Genomic DNA, 19,309 nt, shown 5'->3' with positions numbered 1-19,309 from the left:
ATGAATGAGAAAAGAAGGAGTGAAGTAAGAATGAAGGTTTCGGGAAATGACCTGTTTGTAACCGCAATGAAAAAAGAAGGCGTGGATACGATTTTCGCATATCCAGGTGGCATGGTCGTCAATCTTCTAGACGCACTCCATGATTGTCATGGTATTGATCTTGTATTGCCAAGACATGAGCAGGGTCTGATTCATGCAGCAGATGGTTATGCCAGAGCGACCGGCAAGGTTGGTGTATGTCTGGTAACCAGTGGTCCGGGTGCAACGAATCTGGTAACTGGAATTGCTACAGCCAATTATGATAGTATTCCATTAGTATGTTTTACAGGACAGGTTCCAGAACATTTAATAGGTAATGATGCATTTCAGGAAGTTGATATTATTGGTGTGACAAGAAATATCGCGAAGTTTGTTATTATGGTTCGTGACAGAGAGATGCTGGCACAGCGCATTAAAGAAGCTTTTTACATTGCAAGATCTGGAAAGCCAGGACCGGTTCTCGTAGACCTGCCAACAGACGTTATGGCAGAACTTGGGTCGACCTCTTATCCGACCGAAGTGAATATCCGCGGATATAAGCCGAATAAAGGGGTACATGTAGGACAGCTTAAAAAGGCAATAACGCTGTTAGAAGAGGCGAAAAAGCCAATGTTTTTAATTGGTGGAGGTGTGAATCTTGCACATGCACAGCGGGAGATGACAAAGCTTGCGGAAAAGATAGATGCACCGGTAATTACAACGGTCATGGGAAGAGGTGCGATATCTACAGAACATCCATTGTATATCGGTAATATCGGAATGCATGGCTCTTATGCGGCGAATAAGACAGCAGATGAGTGTGATCTGATGTTCTCGATCGGATGTCGTTTTAATGATCGAGTAACAGGTGAGATTAAGAAGTTTGCACCGAATGCGAAGATTGTACATATTGATATTGAATCAGCAGCAATTTCAAGAAATGTAACCGTAGATATTCCTATTGTTGCTGATGCGAAGGCAGCTATTTTAAAGATATTAGAACATACAGAGCCTATGGAGCATAAAGAGTGGCTTGATGAGATACAGGGCTGGGATAAAGAATATCCACTTCAGATGGAAGTGAAAGATGGAGTGAATCCACAGCGCATTATTGAGACATTGAATGAAGTATATGCAGATAGAGATACGGTATTTACCAGTGACGTAGGACAGCATCAGATGTGGGCATCTCAGTATCTGAAGTTAGATGCTACACATAGGCTGGTACAAAGCGGAGGACTCGGCACGATGGGATTTGGTCTTCCTTCCGCCGTAGGTGCACAGATCGGATGTCCTGAAAAGTCAATCGTATCAATCAGCGGAGACGGCGGATTCCAGATGAATATGCAGGAGCTTGCAACAGCAGTATGTCAGGAACTTCCGTTAGTTAATATAGTATTTAATAATAATCGACTTGGAATGGTTCGTCAGATGCAGGAATTGTTCTTTAAAAAGCGTTATACGATCACCTGTCTGCGTTATCATAAGTCATGTAAGGGTAAGTGTGGTACACCAGGCTGGGTATGCCCGGAATATGTTCCTGATTTTGTGAAGATGGCAGAGGCTTACGGTACAAAAGGATATTTTGTCACAGAGGATGAGCAGTTAAGAGATACGATTCTTGAAGCGAGAGATTATGCGGAAAAGAATAAGAAGCCGGTTATTGTAGAATGTATGGTAGCTCCGGATGAATTGGTTATGCCGATGATCAAAGGTGGAGCAAGTTTTGAAGACATTATGTTATAGGAGGATACAGAGATGAGAGAGATAAATACAGAAAAGAAAAAAAGATGGGTATCTCTGTATGTGGAGAATAGAATTGGTGTTTTGGCACGTATCTCAGGAATGATGTCAGGAAAGTCCTATAACATTTCCAGTATTACTGTAGGCGTTACAGAAGACCCTACTGTATCAAGAATGACAATCGGTCTGTCTTCGGATGATGCAACTTTTGAACAGATTAAGAAGCAGTTAAACCGTTGTGTAGAAGTAATTAAGTTAAATGATATTACTGATGCACCGACTCATATGAAGGAGATTCTTTTTGTAAAGATACATGAATGTTCTGAATTTGAAAAAGGTGAGATTTTCCGTATATCACAGGTATTTGGAGCAAAAGCAATTGATTATGGCATTAATAGTGTATTACTTGAGAGTGTCAATACAGAAGGAAGAAATAATGACCTTATCGCACTTTTAACAAGGAAGTTTGACCATGTGGAAGTAGTTCGTGGAGGTATCGTAGCTATTGAATCAATCAGTATGATCGATCGATAAAAGCATAGCATTGCAGATATAGTAATAATGGAGCAGGTAAAAATGCAGTTTGACATTTTACCTGCTCCTTTTTTATCCCTGCAATACTGTGTTTTTTTATCTCTCATCTATCCCCTCCCTCATCTCTGAACAAGTTAAAATAAAACATTAAAGTAAAATATTGACATAAAATAAAAAGGATGATAAAATAAAATGGAAAAAAATTCCTAGATAAGAAAGGGGGATAGATGATATAAAGATATTTTCATAGATAGGAATATATGATTTTCAGGAGGTTAGAACGTGCGAAGAGTGTTAAAGCAGATACTCTTATTTATACTGGTGACAGCTATTTTATTTACGAATATACAGATCAGTCAGGCTGCCGGTACAGGTACAGTAAGAGTTAACGATTTCTACCAGATGAAAAGCCAGGAAGAAAGTACGATAATAAAGGAAGAGAAGAGTCAGGAAGAAAGAGATCAGGAAAAAGATTCATCGGACTATAAGGATAAAGAAGATAAGAAAGAAGATAAAAAAGAAGAGAAAGATAAGGAGGATGTTATAAATAATACCGTAAGAATACAGGAAGAAAAGAATGAGGTGATACCAGAAGAACAGGAGATGACAGAGAAGAAAGCAGAAAGCCAGACAGAGAAGGAAGAAGATATTGAAGATATTTCAATAAAAGATGCGAAGGAACCCGAACAAGTACAGGAAGCGACAGAAAGTCAGCAATCGAAGGAGGAAGAAGAGAGGGAGCAATTAGAAAGAGTAAGTGGATATACGCTTAGAACTGTGCGCCCAGATACGAATCATTCGGTGACTATGCCGGATATTACAAGTCATTATTTTCTGTTACAAAAAAACAGTAAGAAGGTAAATGCAGCTTCTGGAGGTAATCTTGCAGTAGTTGCGGATGCTAATGTTGCTTCTAAATATATTTATGAAAGTTATTCTAATGGGAAGCAATACAATTTTACCCCTCGTTTTACAAGTAAAACTACGGTTACTGTAGGTGGAGGCAATGGTGGGGGAGTTTCTTTTGCAACGGTAAAGAAAGGACCTGAGAAGCAATTTGGTGATGTATATGATGCGGTAAAAGATGGGCGTATTGTGTCTAAAGTATTTAATCTTGATAAATGCAGTGAGAATCCATATGCGATCTATACTAATGTAGGAACCTGGTATGATTATGGTTCTAAGAGAACGTATGCCATAGATATGAAGATGACCGTTACAGGATATAAATTTCCAGGAGCAGCTGTCAGAAAGCAGTTGGCGAATAAAGATTTAAAAGCACCTTATATAGGATTTGGAAAGTCTAAAATCGGAATCACAGTTATGGGAACGGATTATCTACAGACTCGTCTGGAATTCTATTATAGTGGAACAACAACAGCAGTAGCCGGCATAAAGGGCATGATTCAGTTTTGTGATATTGATGCACAGCAGGGGGTAGACTTTGGGAATGGTTTTGAAAAGATAGTCATGTTTAATACATCACAATCAAAACTACAATATAATAAAAATGGTTTGATTGCAGGCTCTAAGGGATATGTATCTTCCCGAATAAGTACAGATTTAAATAGTAATAATGAACATACAACAGCAATGGGAATTTTTTCAGGCAGTAGTGTGAACTGTCGCTGGACAGTAGCAAAATGTGATCAGAAAGATACTGGTGGTGATGCAGCCTATGGTGTAAAAGGAGGATATGGAATTCCGGCAGAAAGTACACTCGAAAACTCTAATTCATACTATTGGTCTAACAGTACAGGCTTTTTAGGAGTCAGAGCGGATGTTGGAATTGCTCCATTACCAGAGGAAGTAATTAAGTCTGTTTATGTGGGAAATGTGAATGGTCAGAATTCAGAGAAAGGAAGCAGGTTTGCAGGTCTGTCTGAGAGAAATCAGGTGTTTACCTATGTACTTTCCGCCGTTGCACCAACACCTTCTAATGTGAAGAATGCACAGTATACGATGTTCCAGATTGAAGACAGAGTGGATGCACTTCTAAATGTAAAATCGGTGAAAGTCTATGCAGATGAGGCAGTAAGTAATAATTTCCAGACAATGGGAATTAATTATAGTGATATGACTTCATATTTTCATATTATAAAGAGAGAGGAGGCAGATCACAGCACAACGGTTCAGGTAAAAGCAGTAGATGAAAGGCTTGGAAAGGCAGCTTTTTATGGGAGAACTTATTATATACATATAGAAGTGGAAGTAAAGTCAGACAAAGAGCTTCATGCGATTCATCGTTCAATCGCAGAGTGGTATCAGGAGAATGAGACACTTAAGCAAAAGGTACCAGAGGCAGGAAGCTGCAAAGGTAGTGTTGCAGTAAGTAATAACGGTACTTTATATGTTAAAAATGATAAAGGGAGTGCTGTAGAGAGAAAATCTAATGATGTAGCTTCTAAAATTGCAATGAAGCTACGTGTTAAAAAACTAGATGAGGAGTCAGGTAAACCAGTAAAAGGCGTTGTATTTGGATTATTTGGAGGTTCAGATAAGAATTCTGCCAAGGAACCGTTGTATACAGCAACAACGGATGATAACGGTGTTGCATTGTTTACATCCATGCCATCCTACACTTTTTACAAAGAACCGTTTGGTAATGGACCATACTATATAAAAGAGATTTCTATTCCAGAAAAATATAAAAATATCTGGAATCCTTCAGTGAATACGAACTGGTCTTATGAGATAAATACATTAAAAACAGAGGAGCTATTTGATAATACAGCAAGCATTACAGAGAATAAACAGTTAATCAATAAGAATTATGAGGCAGGAAAAAATATTGTAAAGGTTTATAAAAAAAGTACGGATACCGGAGCATATTTATCCGGAGCAGAATTTGTATTATCCCAGTGGTCAGCTGCAACAGGTACCTATCGTGAATTATTTGTACTAACAGAAGGGAAAGATGAAGAAGGACATCCGGTTTATCAGAATAAAGAGACATTTAAAAATACGCTGGATAATCTGGGAAAATATAAGATTACAGAAAAGAAAGCGCCAAAAGGATGTATCTTAACAGGACAGGAGTGGACTTTTGAACTGTCTGAGAACAGTAAAGAAGATGGAAGTAATATTATTTTTGAAAATACGGTTACGGGAAAGAGACAGACGGGAGCTTTGATTTATCGTAATCCATTACAGAAAGCAAAGCTAACAATTACGAAAAAAGATGACGAGAATCAGAGCGTAGAAGGTGCTGCATTTACAGTAAAAGCAGCAGAAGATATTTATGCCCCTTGGGATTTACAGGAGGATAAAAAACCGTTGAAAGAGGCGGAACCACTTATTTCTAAAGGCAGTGTTGCAGACAGAATTGTTACAGGAAAAGACGGAAAGGGAACAAGCACTGAAGGAAGTGAGCTGTACATTGGAAAGTATGTCGTAGAAGAAACAACAGGAGCCTTAGATCATATTAAGGGAGATGGCATTTATGAAGTAGAACTTACTTATGGAATTGAGCAGAATAATCCATTTGTAATCTATATGCTTGATGCATCGAATGTTTTGATGCGCCCTGCTTTTTCCATTGCAAAGATTGCAGATAAGACAACGAATGAAGAAGGAAAAACAGTGTTGTTTGATGAGAAGACTGGCCGTTATATAGAGAAAAAACAGGCAGGAATATATAAAGCAGGGGAAATGGTAGATTACACTATCCGAGTAACGAATACAGGAAATGTTCCTCTTTATCAGATTCGGCTTACAGATGATATGGATAGAAAAGGAGAATTTTCAGAACAGACACTTTCTAAATATGCCGATATGGAAACAGCAGCATTTGTTGTACCGAATTCAGGAATTTTGAAAACAAGAGAAGGGGATAAAGTAGCAGCATATTTATCCTTAGAGTCCGATCTGGTGCTAGTACTGCAGCATTTAAATGTGAATGACAGTGTGGACATTCATGTAAAGGTCCGATTAAAGGAAGATGCAAAAGATGCATGGAAACTTCGTAATGATGTGTATGCAGAAGCAAAGTATGCAGATAATGGAACAGAAGAAAAAGGAGATATTCATTTAAGAGATGTTTCAACAGATAAGCTGGTAGACGGAGAAGGGAATAGCCTTGTCACAGATTGGGATTTTATCAATGTTCCAGGAAGTCCGGGAGAAGATGTCATAAAGACAGCAGATAAAACGACAGGAATCACAATTGAAAATGGAGAAATTACATCAGGAATAAAGGTACCAGGAATTTATGGTGCAAGGGACAAAGTCAGATTTTCTATTATAGTAAAAAACAATGGAGAAGCGGCATTAAAGAATATTACGGTGAAAGATGCTATGAGTGATGAATTAAAAGCAATCGTAAATTTAGAAAGTGCAAAATTTATTTTTGATGAAACGCAGACAACAGAGGAAGGCTTGTATATTCTTACTACAGCTCATAAGAAGAAAATCACAGCTAAGGTAGTAGATAAAAATACGCTCCTTTTATGCAGTACAGGAGAAGATGGAGATGGAACAGACCGACTGTGGGCAGATGATTATATTGTCTTATATTATGAAGCTGATTTGCTGCCGGGCATAGCCAACATTTATAATGTTTCTAATAAAGTATGTATTAATGGATGGTATTTTGATGGAAACAAAGATGTGGAAGTACCAGAAAAAGAAGATGAAGATAAAATAGAGATACCGGGTGTACCGGAAGGAAGAGCGGCTAAACTTGCTGACAGAACAAAAGGAGCAGTATTAGAAGCAGGAAGATATAATGCAGAAGCAAAAATTTCAGGAGTATATGAAAACGGAACGACTGTTACCTATAAGATTACAGTAACAAATAATGGAACATCTAATTTGTATGATTTGTATTTGCAGGATACACTTAGCGAGGAGCTGGAAAAAGCCTTAGAAAAAGAAAGCGTATCTTTTGAAGAAAGTATATATACATCACAGAATGGAAGAAAAGTTCGAACTAGTCTAGAAGAACCACAAAGATTATGGATGGATTTCCTGGCAGCAGGAGATGCCGTTGATGTATTCTTAAAAGGAAAAGTCCGTCTAGATGTTGGGAATCTATTTGAACTGAAAAATATAGTAGAACTTACAGCTCGTTATAAAAAGGGCAACGAAGAAGCATACAAAGAGTACGAAGAAAAGATGGAAAAAGAGAAAAGAAGATGGAAATTACAGTATGATGCGAACAATGGTTCCGGCGAAATAGAAACTGACAGTGAAACTCCATGCAGGGAAGGAAACAAGATCACTGTAAATGGCAATGCCTTTTTATATGAAGGACATTATTTTACAGAATGGAATACCAATCCGGATGGAAGCGGAGAAAGATGGAATCCAGATACAGTATATAATATGCCGGGAAATGATGTAAAGTTGTACGCACAGTGGAAGAAAAATCCGGATGAAAAAGAAGAGGAAGCAAGTCAAGATTATAATAATCAGAGAAAATATCCAGTTTATAATCTGATTTATCATTCAAATAATAAAAAAGAACAGATAGAAGCGGATGAAGAGAATTCTAGACTGGCAGGTACTTTATTAACGGTAAATGAAAATCGTTTTTCTTATCCAGGTTTTACTTTCAAAGGATGGAATACCAGAAAAGACGGAAAAGGAAAACAATATACTCCGGAAGAGGTAGTGGCAATGCCAGCAAGAAACCTGAATCTGTATGCACAGTGGGAGAAACGACCGGTATATCATTTACAGTATGATGCCAATAATGGAAGTGGAAAGAGAAGAACAGATGCAGAAACTCCATGTGAAGCAGGAAACAAAGTCCAAATTGATGGAAATGCCTATCGCTACGAAGCCGGCAGGGATTGTTACATGTTTACTCAATGGAACACAAGACCGGATGGAAAAGGGGATGCTTATAAACCAGGAGAAGAAAAAGAAATCAATACAGACATAATTTTATATGCACAGTGGGAAAAACTTCAGGATAATGCAGAAGACATTGAAAAGTATCATGTTTTTTATCGCGCAAATAATAATACAACAGCATTTTCTGTAGATCCACAAACTCCGAAAGAGGCAGGAAACAGCATTTTATTGCAGAATAACAGATTTTTCTATGCAGATTATCTTTTCGCTGGATGGAATACAAAAGCAGATGGAAGTGGAAAGCAATATAATTCCGGAGATACCTTCGTTATCCCATCAAAGAATATTTATTTATATGCACAGTGGAAAAAGATTGAGCAGAAGAAGCTCATCTATTCTTCTAATACGAAAGAAGAAGAAAAATACACAGATGCAGAATGTTTTTCTGATGATGGTGAAGATGAAGAAAAAGAAGTGCTAATAGACGGAAATTCATTCCACAATAATGGAAAGAAGTTTGTAGGATGGAATACAAAGACAGATGGAAGCGGAAAGCGTTATGCACCATCTGAAAAGTTTACTTTAAAAGAAAACACTGTATTATATGCACAGTGGTCAAAAGATGTAAAACAATATAAATTAGTGTACCACTCAAATTATCCATCAAAAGCAGAAGAAACGAAAGAAGAACAAAAAGAAATCGATTCAGAAACACCAGCATATGCAGGAACAAAAATAAAAATAAATAAAAATTATTTTTCATGCGGCGGATACAAATTCACAGGCTGGAGTACGAAAAAGACCGGAGAAGCAGAATATCTGCCAACACAGTGGTATGTAATGCCGGAAAAAGATGTAGATTTATATGCATGCTGGAGCAAGGCGGATGAACATAAAAAAGAAGATACGAATAATCCGGAGGATAAGGAAGAGGATAAAAAAGAAGATAAAGAAGAAGATAAAAACGAAGAAGATAAGAATGACAATAATAAAGGCGATGAAAAGAAAGACGAAGCGGAGGAAGATACAAAGAAAGATCCGATGGCAGAAGAAGCCAGGAAAGCAATTGAGAAAGCCTATGAAGAGATTCAAAAGCTGGCAATAGAGGAGTTAAAAGAAGAAAGTAAAAAGTATACAGAAATTCCAGTTACGGAATTAATGAAAGATGAAGATACTATCAATATTCCAGGTACTCCGGTTGCTAAAGTTTCTAAGCTTGCAGATAAAACACAAGGAGTCACTTTAGTAAAAGGGCGTTACGAAGGCATAAAAAAAGAAGGCATTTATGAATACGGAGATGTGATAGATTATACAGTAAATATAAGTAATGAAGGAACAGCGGACCTGTATGATTTGGTAGTAGAAGATTTCATGGATAAATCATTACAGGAAATTATAAAACCAGGTACTGTTACAATTGTTTCAGGCCAGATTACAACAAAGCAGGGAAATACAGTTTGTGTAGAACGGATGCCAGAAAAAGAAGATGAAGAAGGAAAATACATAGTACATTTAGATAAATTAAAAGCAGCAGACAGTGTAGTACTACACATGAAAGCAGAGGTACAGACAGGTGTACAGGCAGGCACACATTTGAATAATGCTATCCATATCACAGCACAATATGAAACAGTGAATGACAATGGAAAGAGAGAAAAAATCTATATAATCGAAACTCCGGAAATGACAGATAACGATACCGTAGGAATAGGAGTGCCAGACATTGTTGTTGCGAAAAAATCAGATAAAACAAAGAATATTGTTTTAGAGAATGGAAGGTATACAGGAAAAAGAAAATATGGAACATATAAAGCCGGAGAAGAAATTAAGTTTACAATTACTGTATCGAATAGTGGAACAGCAAGTGCAAGAAATATAACAATAAAAGAAGAACCGTCAAAAGAGTTGAAAAAATATGTACAAATGAAAGGGTTTGCTCATAAAGCAGGAAGCAGTATACGAAGTAAGAAGAGCAATACGGTTAAAGTAAAAGAAATAAAAAACAAAAAAGTCTTTTTAGATAAAATAGAAGCGGGGGATTCTGTGGAATTAATTTACACAGCAAAGGTAAAGAAAGATATTCCATCAATAAAATTTTTGAAAAATGAAGTTTCTTTAGAAGGAAAGAACAAGGACGGAAGTGATATTCCGATTACACCAAAAATGAACGATTATGATAAAGTCAATTTAAAAGAAAATAACAAACCTATGAAAAAAAATAAAGATCAGGGAACACCAGGAGCGAAAACAGGAGATAACAATACGATTGCGGTGTATCTTTTAGTAGGTTTACTTTCACTCTCCATGATTTTTATTATCCTATATTTCCAAAAAAGAAAAAAGGATAATATTTAAAAAGAAAGTCTCGCTGATAAATGTATTTGAAATAAGACTGCCTTAACCCACTGGATTTAGAAGAGGGTAGTTCGCAGAATTTGTTCTCGTAAAAACTTGACATGTCTCGTTAATTTTGATATTATAATCGTTGTGAAAACGAGGCGTGGCTCAGTTTGGTAGAGCGCTGCGTTCGGGACGCAGAGGCCGTGGGTTCGAGTCCCGTCGCCTCGATTCTGTATTAGAAGCATCGAAAATTCGCTTAAACAGTGGGTTTTCGGTGCTTTTCTTTTTTACAAGGATATACTTTAGAAATTTTCTTGGAAAAATAATTATATTGATCTTCAAATAATAAAATAATTTATTATAATATTATTACATACTATAATTTGTGTAAAACAAGAAATGTATTAAAAAGTATTACAATGAAATATCTTCCGGCGGAGCAGAGACAGAAAAGTTTTTCTATCGCTTGGATATAAAAAGATGGACTGAGATTAAAAAATACGGTAAAATCAGTATTGGAAATGATGTCCTGAAATTAGAATTTAGAGGATAGATTATGGAAATTAGAAAGTATAGAGAAAAAGATATTCCTGCAATGATCTCCATTTGGAATAAGGTCGTAGAAGATGGCGAGGCTTTTCCACAAGAAGATTTTTTGAACGATACAACAGGTGCAGACTTTTTTGCGGCACAAACATATTGCGGCGTTGCAGACAACAATGGAAAAATTGTGGGGCTTTATATTCTGCATCCAAACAATATTGGCCGCTGTGGGCATATTGCAAATGCGAGTTATGCTGTTGATACCGATTACCGCGGCGAGCATATTGGTGAAAAATTAGTAGCTGATTGTCTTGTACAGGCAAAACAGTATGGCTTTGGAATTTTGCAGTTTAATGCTGTGGTGGAAAACAATATTCATGCCCGCCATTTGTATGAACGACTGGGTTTTGTACAGATTGGAATTGTACCGAAAGGTTTCCGTATGAAGGATGGAACATATCAAAACATCTGTTTATATTATTATGAACTGTAAAACAGACTGAGAACTTCTCGTTTGTTGGTCTGTTAAAATACAGAAAACAACATAGAAAATTCTTTTAGATAGAGATGTAGCATCCCCTTCTGGTATATGTTTGACTAATAAATTTGATAGTTCATTTTAGAGAGTACATTATGAATAAAAAGGAGAAGAACAAAATGATCAATACTTATGATAGCTATGTAAAAGAGTCTGGGGCGATAACAATTGAACAAATGAGAAAGATGCACGAAAATATGATGCTGGAAATCGGAGAAGATGAAGATGCATTGGAATTGTATGATGATTTGTGTAATGCTATTTTTCCCTATGCGGATCTTCGTGCAAAGTGGCATACATTCTCAATAGAAGAGAAAATGGATAAAGATTCTTTCAGGACAGCCTGTCATGATAACGTTATTCTTCATTTTAACATGATTGCAAGATATTTAAAGATGCAGGGAAAAGAAGTACAGTGGAGAGAGCAATTAGGAGACGAGAAAGCAGATAAGGCTGTTCGAAAAGGTATCGGAGACTTTGGCTGCTATATTATTTTTGTTAATAGTATTTGTGCAAGATAAGCTGGTATAACTGTTACATTGAAATAAAAAAATAAAAAATAAAAAGACCTCTGCATGCCCGGTCATTTAAATGACAGGAAACATGCAGAGGTCTTTTATAGTAATTAACCTGCTAATCTACGGGAAACTACTTTAAAATATGGAGACTCATAATTATAGTCTTTGTTATTCACTCTGAGCCAGCCAGTCTTTTTTCCATATTGAAACTGAAGATACATAGTGTTTTTGGACAGAGTAAGCTTTTTCAAAGTTACCTGTTTTCCTTTAGGAACAGTGAAAGCAAGTTTACTTCCGTTATAAAAACGTAACTTTTTCGCTGTTACAAAAATATTTTTCCGGAATAATTTACTATAAGAATCATTGTGGTAGTTACCAATAATACTTTTCACAGTAGAAGTGGTAGTACTTGTTAAAACAAGCTTATTATTACGAAATTTGTAATTCATTTTCCAGTTAAGCCATCCTGTTTCAGCAGGCTGGTCACCATGACGAAGAGTCAGTAAATTCTTTTTAGCAGAAACAATTTCGCAGGCTGTATAATCTAACTTGCTTACAGAATAGAGCTTTTTAGATTTGTTATTATATTTATAAATCTGATTAAATACAATATAGTCATTATCTCCGATACCCATTAGCTGAAGAAGTTCATTTTTATTTGACATTTTAGCATATCGGGCAGTAAAGGAATGAATATTGTCATTCGTACAGTTTTTAGTAAAAGCAACTTTATTATTTACTTTAACTTTCAATTTTTTTATGAAGCAATCCTTATCCATACTGGTTGTGATAAGAATTTTATCTGCTTTTCCATCTCCGGTGATATCAGCAGATAATATTTTCTTTACAGGAATATTCTTCACAGAGGCAGCATTCAGTGTCATAGAAAAAGGCAGACACATCATAAATGCAAGCGCAAATGGGAAAGTAACTTTAAATAATTTAAAAATAGCATTTTTCATAGCAATCCCTCCTTGGAAAATATTATATAAGAATACTATAGCATATTTGCAGGTAAAAGTTCCTTAATTTTCAGATGAATTTAATTCTCATGTTACGCGGATTCCAAAGTCAAACACCTTATCGTGCAAGCACGAACGAAGTTTTGATATTTTGACCCTAATATCATATAAAAAAATCATAAAAAATGATAGTAGCCGACAGTCACATTTTTATACCAATAAAAAGAAAGTGAAAAAGAAAATAAAAAAGAACAATCTACAGATGCACAAAGTATTTTTCTTAAAATAACAGAAATTATTTTAAGGCTACTGTATACAGTACATCTGTCAGATCGTTCTTTTTGTATATCAGATGTGAGAGGATTCCCACATCTGCAATCCTGCCGGAGGCATTCTTGAATTTTTGTTTAGGTTAGAATTAAATGTTTAATAAATCACTGTAGGATTTTAATGCGCCATCTGTATCATGAGCAAGAACACGTTTTGCGAGAATCTTACCAAGCTGTACACCTTCCTGGTCAAAGCTGTTAACATTCCATAAGAATCCCTGGAACATAATCTTGTTTTCGAAATGAGCTAATAATGCACCGAGTGATTCTGGTGTTAACTGCTCACCAATAATAATGCTGGATGGGCGTCCACCTTCAAAGTTTTTGTTAAGGTTTTCATCTTTTTTACCACAGGCGAAAGCAACGATCTGTGCAGCTACATTCGCACATAACTTCTGCTGGCTTGTGCTGTCTTCAATTACTACATCCATACCAATCTGGCTGTTTTTAAAACCAACAAACTGTAAAGGTACGATATCAGTTCCCTGATGTAATAACTGATAGAAAGAATGCTGTCCGTTTGTTCCTGGCTCACCAAAGATAGTAGGACCTGTCACATAATTTACAGGTTCACCAAAACGATTCACAGACTTACCATTGGATTCCATATCACACTGCTGTAAATGTGCAGGGAAGCGGCTTAATGCCTGAGAATATGGTAAAACAGCAGTAGAAGGGTATTCCTGAACATTACGTTCATAAACACCAATTAAAGCATCTAACATATCTGGGTTTTCTAAAATGTTTTTATTAGCAGCAAGTTTATCTTCTTCAGCTGCACCATTTAAAATTCTTGCGAAGATTTCAGGACCAAATGCAAGGGAAAGAACAACTCCACCAACTGCAGAAGAAGAGGAGTAACGTCCACCGATAAAGTCATCCATGAAGAATGCTTCTAAGTAATCATCGCTCTTTGCTAAAGGAGATGTCTCACTTGTTACAGCAAGCATATGATTTGCAGGATTTAATCCAGCCTTTGTTAAAGCATCTTTTACGAAAGCTTCATTTGTCAATGTTTCCAAAGTTGTTCCGGATTTAGATACAACGATGAAAAGAGCGTGAGCTAAATCTGTAGATTTTAAAACTGCAGCAGCATCATCAGGATCTACGTTGCTGATAAACTTCGCTTCCATCTTAGCAACACCGTTCTCTTTAGCCCAGTTCTCTAATGCGATATATAAAGCACGAGGACCTAAGTCACTTCCACCGATACCAATCTGAACAACAGTTGTGAACTTCTCACCAGCAGCGTTAGTAATTTCACCGGCATGTACTTTATTAGCAAAATCTGCGGCTTTCTGTTGCTGGGAAACATAGAAATCACGTTTGTTTACACCGTCAACAACAACATCTTTACCTAACTGTCTACGTGCTAAATGATGAAGAACAAGACGTTTTTCACCGGTATTGATCACAGCACCGTTATATAATTCTTCAAATTTATCAGCGAGCTGTGATTCTTCTGCTAATTCTGCCAGCGCAGCCAAAACAGTGTCATCTACCTGCTTTGCAGCATAGTTAAAGCTAAGTCCCTCTGCCATAGGTGCGGAATATTTTGCTACACGTGTAGCACCATTCTCTCCGCTCATAGCTTCTTTAATGTCTACGTGGTTTTTCAGTCCGGCAAGTTTCTTATAAGATGCCAGAGTGTCAAGATTGTTCCAAGTTGCCATAAATAAATCCTCCTTAGTTAATGTGGTTATACATTAAGCTTAAATAAAATTAAGAATGCAAAATATAATAATGCATTCAAAATTTCTTAACATAATTATACTAAAAAAAATTTCCAATTGCAATGGATTATTTACTATTTAATTCATTAGAGAAAACAATCGAAAAAAGAAATACCACCATATCCCATCTGCTCTGTAGTCGCTGTGCCTAAGATGCTCATCCGCATCTTAAACACGCTCCGAAGCCGCATCTGGGATACGGTAGTATTTCTTTTTTCTGTGTGTTGGCTCCAGAAGGAATGAATGCAATAGTCTTTGGGAGGAATAAGGGGGAGAGGTCAGAAGACTACTGCTTACTCGGAAGATGTATCATCCAGAAGATTAGGTACTCTTTTTAACGAACAGTAAAAATAAAGGGGGTTGTCATTTTACAAAAAAGTACAGAAATCGCCTTTATATTTATCGTACATTCTAATTCAAGAACGCCGAGGCATTCTTGCCGCGAGATGTGCGTTATATATAACGTATAGCATACGTTTTGAGAAAAAATGATATATTGCGACAATATAATGATAAAATTATTATGTACAGTGATAGGTTTCGGTATCATCTTATCATCAGTGAAACTTGAAAGAAGGTTCAGCATAGTGGAAATAGCATCAGAATAAGCCACGACCTTCTGTCCCCTTCCCCATCTCTTTCCCAAAGACTATTGCATTCATTCCTTCTGGAGCCAAAACACAGAAAATAAAAAGAATAGACCATAACAAATGTAATGTGAGAACAAGTAAAAATGCCGAACAGGCATTTTCTACGCAGTGATATCTTTACATTTGTTATGGTCTATTCTTTTTATTTTCGTCTGTTTTCTCTCAATGAATTAAATAGTTATTTGCAAAATATCCATTTTGTGTTATCAGAATATTCTTCCTTATATTTATACCCAAGTTCATCGAATTGTTTCATTTCCTCTGGATTTTCAATCTGATGCTCTGCCATATAACGAACAAGGGAACCTCTTGCCATCTTTGCATAAGTTCCTTTTTCTTTTATTTTCCCATCAATTATTTCTCCGAATACACAGGTTATGACCTGTACATTTTTTGGAATATATTTCAAAACACTTTTACTGTACTCTTTTGAGGCAAGGTTAATGAGACAATCACAGTCTTTTAATATATAGTCTGCTAATTTTTGTCCCCAAAAGTCGTATAAATTATTTATTTTTTCATTATGAAAACGTGCCTGCATTTCTAGTCGATACGGAATCACCCCGTCAAACGGACATAGTACCCCGTAAAAGCCGGATAAAATCCTCAAATGCTTTTCTAACCATATAAAAGCCTGTTCTTCAAACACTGCTGGTGCCATGTATTTATATTGAATTCCCTCATAAGAAAGAATCGCCGGACTTAGATTTTGCTTTAAGTTTCCTGTTCGAAGCTGTTGCTCATTTTCCTGTACAAGCTTGTCACTGCATTTCCATAGATTTTTTAATTCCTCCAAAGACATATTTTTCATATAAGAAAAAAGAATTTGAGCCTCATTTATAAAAAATGGTATATTTTTATAGGATAAAATGTCATTTCTTACATTCATTTTTTTTGCCGGGGAAATAATTATTTTCAACATGGGTAGTTTCCTCATACTTTCTGATCATTTATCTAAAAGAACTATACTATATATTTGTTAAAATTACTATGGATTCATTTAGAATAATACACGACCTTTTGTAAACTATGAATACAATCCTTCAGGAGCAAACAAACAGAAAATAAAAAGAATAGACCATAGGAAAAGAAATGCGAGAGCAGATAAATGTAATCTTCTGACAGAGATATCTTTCGAGCAAGCAGTAGTCTTCTGATTTCTCCCCCCTCCTTCTCCCTCCAAAAACTATTGAATTCATTCCTTCTGGAGCAAACAAACAGAAAATAAAAAGAATAGACTATAGGAAATGTAATGTGAGAGCAAGTAAAAATGCCGACTAGGTATTTTCTACGCAGCGATATCTTTACATTTCCTATAGTCTATTCTTTTTATTTTCGTCTGTTCCCTCTCAATGAATTAAATAGCAAGAAAATAGTGGGAGAATAAAGCAGCTAAGACGGCTCCGACAAATGGAGCGATACCAGGCACGAGCAGACCGTACTGCCAGTCATTGTCCGCTTTATTTTTAATAGGAAGTAACTGGAATGCAAGACGAGGACCTAAGTCTCTTGCCTGATTCATAGCAAATCCAGTCGTTCCGCCAAGTCCCATACCAACGGCCCAGACGATAAGTCCAACGCCGATAGGAAGCTGTTTTTCGTAATTTGTTGCAACAGCCAGGATTGCAGTCAGAAAAACAGCAGTTGCGATTGTCTCGACCAGGAAGTTGCGTGGAAGATTTCTACAGTTTGGATTTGTAGAAAAAATGTTTCGAATGGCAATCGGGTCTATTTTTCCTTCACTTGCTTTAAAATGGTCAGCATACATAACATAAACAACGAGTGCGCCAAATAAAGCACCGAGGAACTCAGCAATACAATAAGGAATAAAGCTGCTCCAGGGAATCATGCCAAGAATTGCCTGACATAATGCCATGGCAGGGTTAATGCAGACACCACCAAAGATAAACAGAGTAACAGAAATACCAAAAGCCCAGGTGGTGATGGCAAAAATGTGTCCGCTTCCATGGTATTTTGTTTTGGTAAGGACTTCATCACAGTGTACGCCGACACCGAATAAAATCATAAGGGCTGTTCCTAAAAATTCAGCCATAAGTGAGTGTAACATAACGATTTTTTCCTTTCTTCTCTTTCTTTTTATAAAATTATTTATAGCATTTTAATAAAAAAGTCTGAAATAATCTATTTTGATAATGATAGTCGCTAGGGATTCTGATATTAAAATTTAGATATTAACAACAACGCCTAAACCATCAGGAATAACAGCAACTTTTGCATCATTTCCTTTGATTTTAAATGCCATAGCAAGAGCTTCATCTACATTAGAAGCAAGTTCCATATGCATATCTTTTACCAGTTTTGGGTCAACAAGATCAGATACCATAATAACTTTATGGTGTGCCAGAATACGGGCAAAAATCTGTGAAGTCCACTGGTCTGGTACGGTTTCCAGACGAGGAGTATGGATTGCTTTTTGCTCAAATTCTTCTGGATCTTTTACATCAGCAATGTTATGGTAGAAACCAACTCCGCCATGACCATCGCGGCATCCGGCAATCATAATAATGATTCCATCATCAGGAAGAGTAGCTTCTGCAGCAGTCATACCTTTGATAGCCTGGTAAATATTCTGGTCAAGAGGATAACCGCCGTTAGTGGAAATAGCGATATCACAATTTACTTTGTTTACGCTTGCAAGAGAACGAACAAAATCACAGCCTTTTTCATGAGCAGTTTCCATATCTCCGGCAAAAGAACCAATAATCTCGTGATTTCCATTTAATACAACATTAACGATAAAAGCAAGATTGGCTGTTCTTGCAGCATAAACCATATCTTCGTGAATTAAATTATGACAGAGATTACCCGGGCGGGATTTTTTGTCATTAATAAATTCTCCGCTGTGATTAGCCATAATTGTTTTATAGGAAGCAATACCTGGTAAAACAGACTTTCTTCCACCAGAAAAACCTGCAAAAAAGTGAGCTTCGATAAAACCTTCAGAAATTAACAGGTCAGCTTCTGCTGCAATCTTATTAATGATGCAGTCGCCGCCACTTGGCAGAACACCAATCTTTTTCATAGAAGCATCATCCGTAGAAATGTGCATAACAATTTCTTCATTAGCAACGATTTCTTCACCGTATTTATCAACTAATTCCTCATGGGTACTAGGACGATGGAAACCAGTTGCAACAAGAATACGGATTCGTGCATCAGGGGATACAGAACGGATTCTTCTTAAAAGAATCGGAGTAATAATTTTTGATGGAACAGGACGTGTATGATCAGAACTGATAATGACAATATCCTTTTTTCCTTTTGCCAGTTCCTCCAATGATTTCGAACCGATTGGGTTGTCTAAAGACTGTTCTACCAGTTCTTCCTCAGAAAGTTCGGTGGTGTACTCAGACTGTTTTCCTTCCAAAACACCTGCAAGATTTTTTTCAGGCAGGCTGATTTTCATTTCTCCTTTATCGTAAGGCACATTCATTTCAAACATTTTAAAATCCTCCTTAAAAACTTAGATATGTGCGAGTACATTTTCTTAACAGGAAGTTATTTTATGCAAAATAAATGTCTCTGCAAACCACATTTCGTGTTAATAAAATGTGATAACAAAGAATATTATCAAATGTTAC

The 19,309-nt window shown here is 36.5% G+C and carries 10 protein-coding genes and 1 tRNA gene; 6 read left to right on the top strand and 5 right to left on the bottom strand.

Going from position 1 to position 19,309, the window contains the following annotated elements:
* Positions 1-30: 30 nt before the first annotated feature.
* The 6 genes from ilvB (at position 31) to EHLA_RS11040 (ending at position 12,036) form a co-directional block, all read left to right on the top strand.
* Positions 31-1,764, top strand: coding sequence for a biosynthetic-type acetolactate synthase large subunit (gene ilvB / locus EHLA_RS11065; protein ID WP_096240863.1), 1,734 nt, complete (start codon positions 31-33; stop codon positions 1,762-1,764).
* A gap of 12 nt (positions 1,765-1,776) precedes the next feature.
* Positions 1,777-2,295, top strand: coding sequence for an acetolactate synthase small subunit (gene ilvN / locus EHLA_RS11060; protein ID WP_005347646.1), 519 nt, complete (start codon positions 1,777-1,779; stop codon positions 2,293-2,295).
* A gap of 282 nt (positions 2,296-2,577) precedes the next feature.
* Positions 2,578-10,449, top strand: a complete 7,872-nt coding sequence (locus EHLA_RS11055; RefSeq protein ID WP_096240862.1) for an InlB B-repeat-containing protein — start codon at positions 2,578-2,580, stop codon at positions 10,447-10,449.
* 139 nt (positions 10,450-10,588) lie between these two features.
* Positions 10,589-10,662, top strand: a tRNA-Pro gene (locus EHLA_RS11050).
* A gap of 328 nt (positions 10,663-10,990) precedes the next feature.
* On the top strand, positions 10,991-11,470 hold the full coding sequence (locus EHLA_RS11045) for a GNAT family N-acetyltransferase (protein ID WP_096240861.1): 480 nt from the start codon (positions 10,991-10,993) through the stop codon (positions 11,468-11,470).
* A 140-nt stretch (positions 11,471-11,610) separates the two neighbouring features.
* Complete coding sequence (locus EHLA_RS11040) at positions 11,611-12,036, top strand: hypothetical protein (RefSeq protein ID WP_197702352.1); 426 nt, start codon at positions 11,611-11,613, stop codon at positions 12,034-12,036.
* Positions 12,037-12,140: 104 nt separating this feature from the next.
* On the opposite strand, the gene EHLA_RS11035 is transcribed toward EHLA_RS11040, so the two are convergent.
* The 5 genes from EHLA_RS11035 to larA all read right to left on the bottom strand — a co-directional run bounded on the left by EHLA_RS11035 (position 12,141) and on the right by larA (position 19,170).
* Positions 12,141-12,995 (bottom strand): hypothetical protein, encoded by an 855-nt coding sequence (locus EHLA_RS11035; protein ID WP_096240860.1) that lies wholly within the window; start codon positions 12,993-12,995, stop codon positions 12,141-12,143.
* 418 nt (positions 12,996-13,413) lie between these two features.
* Positions 13,414-14,997, bottom strand: coding sequence for a glucose-6-phosphate isomerase (locus EHLA_RS11030; RefSeq protein WP_021907780.1), 1,584 nt, complete (start codon positions 14,995-14,997; stop codon positions 13,414-13,416).
* An 888-nt stretch (positions 14,998-15,885) separates the two neighbouring features.
* Positions 15,886-16,629 (bottom strand): peroxide stress protein YaaA, encoded by a 744-nt coding sequence (yaaA, locus tag EHLA_RS11025; protein WP_096240859.1) that lies wholly within the window; start codon positions 16,627-16,629, stop codon positions 15,886-15,888.
* Between the two features lie 435 nt (positions 16,630-17,064).
* The gene (gene larD / locus EHLA_RS11020; protein ID WP_096240858.1) at positions 17,065-17,775 is read right to left on the bottom strand and encodes a D/L-lactic acid transporter LarD; all 711 of its coding nucleotides are present in this window, start codon (positions 17,773-17,775) and stop codon (positions 17,065-17,067) included.
* 117 nt (positions 17,776-17,892) lie between these two features.
* Complete coding sequence (larA, locus tag EHLA_RS11015; RefSeq protein WP_096240857.1) at positions 17,893-19,170, bottom strand: nickel-dependent lactate racemase; 1,278 nt, start codon at positions 19,168-19,170, stop codon at positions 17,893-17,895.
* Positions 19,171-19,309 lie beyond the last annotated feature (139 nt).

This window comes from Anaerobutyricum hallii, assembly GCF_900209925.1.
Taxonomy (GTDB): Bacteria; Bacillota; Clostridia; order Lachnospirales; family Lachnospiraceae; genus Anaerobutyricum; species Anaerobutyricum soehngenii.
Note: the sequence above shows the minus strand (reverse complement) of the source record. Positions and strands in the feature narration are given on the sequence as shown.